Consider the following 4,694-nt stretch of genomic DNA (forward strand, 5'->3'; position numbering starts at 1 on the left):
TGCTATCAGTCCGACCTCATCGAAGGCTGGATTCGCTTGATGAATACGGGCGACGAGGTAACGGGGCCGGTCAATATCGGCAATCCCAGCGAAATGACCGTGCGCGAATTGGCGGAAGCCATTCTGCGCCTGACCAACTCCAAATCCGAAATCGTCTACAAGCCGCTGCCCCAGGACGATCCTACCCGCCGCCGCCCGGATATCACCCTGGCGAAAAAGCTGCTGGATTGGGAACCCAAGGTCGATCTAGAAGATGGGCTGAAAGAAACCATCGGCTATTTTCGTAAAAAGCTGGCCGACTAAACACGCGAGCTTGTCCGATGAAAAAGCGCGTCGAACACGGGTTAGAACGCTTCATTTTCAGCAGTCGATGGTTGATGGCCCCCTTTTATGTGGGGCTCATCGCTTCGCTCGTTCTGTTGCTGGTGAAGTTCGTTCAGGAACTTCTGCATATCATCCCGAATATTCTGAGCCTGAAGGACAGCGAGGTCATCCTCGCCGTCCTCACCCTGGTCGATCTCTCGCTCGCGGGCAATCTGTTGCTCATGGTGATTTTCGCGGGCTATGAAAATTTCGTCTCGAAGATCGACACGGGCGATTCAGAAGATCGGCCCGAATGGATGGGCAAGGTCGATTTCAGCGGCCTGAAACTGAAACTAGTGGCCTCCATCGTCGCCATTTCGGGGATTCACCTGCTGAAATCCTTCATGAACATCCATCAGGTGCCCAAAGACGATTTGGCCTGGCTGGTCGGCATTCATATGGCGTTCGTTGTATCCGGCGTGTTGCTGGCGCTCATGGATAAGCTGATTGCCGACTCGCACCAAGTAAAAGGGCACTAGCCCGCCCGCTACTTTGGCAACGCCGCATACCCCGCCTCGGCACCGGGGTGCAGGGGCAGAAGCGTGGACCGGCGCGCCCCTGCAAGGCTGAACTGGCCGACAGCGCCGAGATTTGATAATCCTTTCAGCGTAACCGGCGACCATAGCGCTTTCACCAGGGCTTCGGCCAGCGGCTCCGGCGTATCCGCACGAACCACCAGCAGAAGCGGGTGCCCGAGGGTGTCGACTGCCGCTACGCCGGGATAGAGCCCGCCCGCTACAGATTCCACGCTCAAAGCCGCGCGGACCTGCGGGGATACCGCATCAGGCCCTAAGGCGAGCAGCCGCAGCGGCAGGGTCCGCGCCCGCGCCAGCACCAGCGGATTGGGGGGCCAGAGCGTCGCCATAGCAGCGCGCACCTGCCCTTCGGCGAGGGCATCCAGCGCAAATTCGAGCGGCATCAGTTGCGCCCGCTCACCGGGTTTTATCAAATGCCCCTGGCCGATCACCTGCCTCGCAAAGCCGGTGCCCGCGTCCGGCCCCTGCGCTAAAGCCAGCGGCTGCCCGGCAAGCTCGGCCACATCGACCAGCGGATCATCTTGCCGCACAAAAACATGCAAGGTTTCCGCCGACAGCGTTGCCAGAGTGCGCAGTACATCCTGCGCGTTGGCGTCGCCCGCCGAAAGCCAGGCCAGCAGCTCGCGCGCGGGCACCAGGGCGGCTTCGGCCTGACCTGCCCGCAACAGATCGAGTGCCCGGCGCGGCCCCTGCGCCGCCCCTTGCGCCACCACAATCAACCCCGGCACGCCGCAACTTCCCCCCCGCTCGCACCCGCGCCCGCCGGGCGGGTTCGACAGGCCCGTCGCGAGCCCAACCGCGAGCGCAAATGTGGCGCTGCCAAGGGGGCCCGCCGCTAGGCGAAAGAAGCGCGGTTCAACGGCAAGCGACGCCTCCGAGGTTGGCGCTTGCGCGCGCGTTTGCCCCGCAAACAATAGGCTCGCCGCGCCGCCAATCAGCCATTGGCGCCGGGAGCAGGGAAGAAAGGGGGAATCGCCAACCATGGGATACGGCACAAACAGACTTGCACAGGAGAGACGCCAAAAAACGCCACTCAGTTTATCAAGAAAACTATGGCAGCATCGCGCCCGATATGCACGCTATGCCACCGCAGTCTTATCTTTATCATGGCACAAATAGGTTTAGGGGATGTTGATGGTTGAACTAGGATTGCCGCCGATCATCGGGCATCGCGGCGCACGCGGGCTTGCCCCGGAAAACACCTTGGGCGGATTGCGCGCGGCCTTTGCCCACGGCGTCCGCTATGTGGAAATCGATGCGAAACTGAGTGGCGACGGCGTGGTTATTCTCATGCACGACGAAACCTTGGAGCGCACCACCGATGGGTCCGGCTTGGTGGCGAAAACCTCTTATTCGGTCATCCAAGGCTTGAACGCCGCCAAAAATTTCCCCGACGCCCCCGCCGAACCCCCGCCGACGCTGGAGAGCGTCTTGGCGTTGATCCAGGAAGTCGGCGGCGGCATCAATATCGAAATCAAGCCCTGCCCCGGCCGGGAGCGCGAAACCGCCGCTGCGGTTGTGGAAACAGTGCGCCGGGTTTGGCGGCAGCCGATTCCGCCGCTGTTATCCTCCTTCGATCACGCGGCCCTCGATACCTGCCGAACCCTCGCCCCCAACTTGCCGCGCGGGTATCTGTCCGAAGTCGCCGATGAGGATTGGGTCGCCCACGCCCGCGCGCTAGGCTGTACCACCCTCAATCTCTTGTGGAAAAACGTCCCGCCTGCGCAGGTGCCGCACCTCACCGCCAGCGGCCTGCCGCTGCTGCTGTGGACCGTGAACGAACCGGAGGCGGCCCGCGCCTTTCTCGCGGCGGGCGTTACCTCGGTCATCACCGACTATCCCGATATCGTTCGCGCCTAAGGCAGCTTTCCAATTCCCCAGAAGCGCGGCATGCTACGCCCTTCTGTTGCTAGAAAGACTATTCATGAGCTTCGCCCTCGTCGATAAAGCCGATTCGCCCCGCCCACTCTATCTTGCTACGCGCGACACGTTGGGCGCGCTGCTGGAAACCTTGGGGGCGGAGGCGCGCGCCTGGGCCGAAACCCAAGGCTATAGCGCCGATCCGGGCAGTCTGCTGGCGCTACCGGCGGTCTCGGGCGAAGGCAGTGGGTATATTCTCGGTACAGGCGACGACACCTCGGCGCTGGGCGGTGTGGATGCCGACCTTTGGGCGCTGGGCGCAATGCCCGATGCGCTGCCGGTTGGCGCTTACTACCTTGCGGCCCAGCCCGCCGAACCTTCGGCCTCCCGCCTCGCGCTGGGTTGGGCGCTGGGGGCCTATGCCTTCACGCGCTATAAGAAGCGCAAGCGCGTCGCCGCCACGCTCGTCTGGCCCGAGCACGCGAACCGCGAGCGCGTGTCGGCGATGGTCGAAGCAATCTACCTGGGGCGCGATCTGATCAATACCCCCGCGGGCGATCTCGGCCCCAAGGAACTCGCCGCCACCGCGCGCGATGTGGCCGAACAGCATCGCGCCAGTTGCTCGGTGATTACCGGCGACGATCTGCTGATCGAAAACTACCCCGCCATCCACGCCGTCGGGCGCGCCGCCCAAAATGGGCCGCGCTTGATCGATCTGCGCTGGGGCGACGAGACTCACCCGAAGGTCACGCTGGTTGGCAAGGGTGTGTGCTTCGATTCGGGCGGGCTCGACATTAAGTCGGCGGCCGGGATGCAGATTATGAAAAAGGATATGGGCGGCGCTGCTGCGGTGCTGGCGCTCGCCCATGTCATTATGCGCGCCAAGCTGCCGGTGCGCCTGCGCGTGCTGATCCCCGCGGTCGAAAATGCCATTTCCGGCAATGCCTTCCACCCGCTTGATGTGCTGTCGACGCGCAAGGGCGTGACCGTGGAAGTCGGCAATACCGACGCCGAAGGCCGCTTGATCCTCTGCGATGCCCTCGCCGAAGCCGACCGGGAAAAGCCCGCGCTCTTGATCGATTGCGCCACGCTCACCGGGGCCGCCCGCGTCGCCCTGGGGCCAGAACTCCCCGTTATCTTCACGCGGCACGATGCTTTGGCCGAAGACCTGCAGAATAAGGCGGCTCAGCAGGGCGATCCGGTATGGCGCCTGCCGCTCTGGCCGGGCTATCGCCGCCTGCTAGAAAGCAAAGTGGCCGACCTCAGTTCGACCGGCGAGAGCAGCTTTAACGGCGCGATCACTGCCGCGCTGTTCTTGGCCGAATTCGTCGATCCTGCCACCAAATGGGTCCATATCGATATGATGGCCTGGAACCCGCGCCCCCGCCCAGGACGGCCCGAGGGCGGCGAGGTTCACACCATCCGCGCGCTGTTTGCCCTCATCGAAGATTATTTGGCCAGCTAAGCCCGATGCCGCGCGTCCTGATCGTCACAGCGCATCCCGATCCCCAGAGTTTCACCCTGGCGCTCGCCCAACGGATGGCGGCGGGCGCACGGGCGGCGGGGGCTAATGTTGAACTCTGCGATCTGTATCGCGAAGACTTCGACCCGCGCTTGACCCTTAGCGAAGCCAAGGGCCTGCCGACGGACGATCCCGCCGTTCAGGCCCATATCGCCCGGCTTGTCGCCGCTGACGCGCTCATCGTCGTTCACGCCAATTGGTGGGGCGGCCCGCCCGCCCTGCTGAAAGGCTGGATCGATCGGGTTTTTGCCCCCGGCGCGGCCTATGATTTCGAGAAAAAGATCGATGAAGGCGGCTTACCAATCCCGCTGCTGCGCACCCGCGCCGCCCTGATCGTCAATACCAGCAATACCGCCGCGGACCGCGAGCAGGACGTCTTCGGCGACCCTCTGGAGCGCATGTGGCGCGACTGC

The 4,694-nt window shown here is 63.5% G+C and carries 5 protein-coding genes and 1 pseudogene; 5 read left to right on the top strand and 1 reads right to left on the bottom strand.

The features are described from left to right. Both ACIQ36_RS18350 and ACIQ36_RS18355 read left to right on the top strand, forming a co-directional pair. Positions 1 to 303: pseudogene (locus tag ACIQ36_RS18350) on the top strand (SDR family NAD-dependent epimerase/dehydratase); the annotation flags it as partial. Positions 304 to 320: 17 nt separating this feature from the next. After that, positions 321 to 842, top strand: a complete 522-nt coding sequence (locus ACIQ36_RS18355) for a TIGR00645 family protein (protein WP_395832017.1) — start codon at positions 321 to 323, stop codon at positions 840 to 842. Between the two features lie 8 nt (positions 843 to 850). Here ACIQ36_RS18355 and ACIQ36_RS18360 read toward each other — a convergent pair whose 3' ends face one another. Beyond that, complete coding sequence (locus ACIQ36_RS18360; protein WP_395832019.1) at positions 851 to 1,882, bottom strand: TAXI family TRAP transporter solute-binding subunit; 1,032 nt, start codon at positions 1,880 to 1,882, stop codon at positions 851 to 853. Positions 1,883 to 2,033: 151 nt separating this feature from the next. Between ACIQ36_RS18360 and ACIQ36_RS18365 the strand changes: the two genes are divergently transcribed. The 3 genes from ACIQ36_RS18365 to ACIQ36_RS18375 form a co-directional block, all read left to right on the top strand. Further along, positions 2,034 to 2,759 carry a glycerophosphodiester phosphodiesterase family protein gene (locus tag ACIQ36_RS18365; RefSeq protein WP_395832021.1) on the top strand — a complete coding sequence of 242 codons (726 nt, stop codon included), beginning with the start codon at positions 2,034 to 2,036 and terminating at the stop codon, positions 2,757 to 2,759. A 64-nt stretch (positions 2,760 to 2,823) separates the two neighbouring features. Then, positions 2,824 to 4,224, top strand: a complete 1,401-nt coding sequence (locus ACIQ36_RS18370; protein WP_395832023.1) for a leucyl aminopeptidase family protein — start codon at positions 2,824 to 2,826, stop codon at positions 4,222 to 4,224. A gap of 5 nt (positions 4,225 to 4,229) precedes the next feature. Continuing rightward, the coding region (locus tag ACIQ36_RS18375; protein WP_395832025.1) for an NAD(P)H-dependent oxidoreductase at positions 4,230 to 4,694 on the top strand (465 nt) is incomplete at its 3' end.

The sequence above is a fragment of the Elstera sp. genome (assembly GCF_044372965.1).
Lineage (GTDB): Bacteria > Pseudomonadota > Alphaproteobacteria > Elsterales > Elsteraceae > Elstera.

What these genes read in the sequence shown, in the direction of transcription:
- ACIQ36_RS18355 (WP_395832017.1), top strand. Translation starts at nt 321, where the DNA reads ATGAAAAAGCGCGTCGAACACGGGTTAGAACGCTTCATTTTCAGCAGT.
- ACIQ36_RS18360 (WP_395832019.1), bottom strand. Translation starts at nt 1,882, where the DNA reads ATGGTTGGCGATTCCCCCTTTCTTCCCTGCTCCCGGCGCCAATGGCTG.
- ACIQ36_RS18365 (WP_395832021.1), top strand. Translation starts at nt 2,034, where the DNA reads ATGGTTGAACTAGGATTGCCGCCGATCATCGGGCATCGCGGCGCACGC.
- ACIQ36_RS18370 (WP_395832023.1), top strand. Translation starts at nt 2,824, where the DNA reads ATGAGCTTCGCCCTCGTCGATAAAGCCGATTCGCCCCGCCCACTCTAT.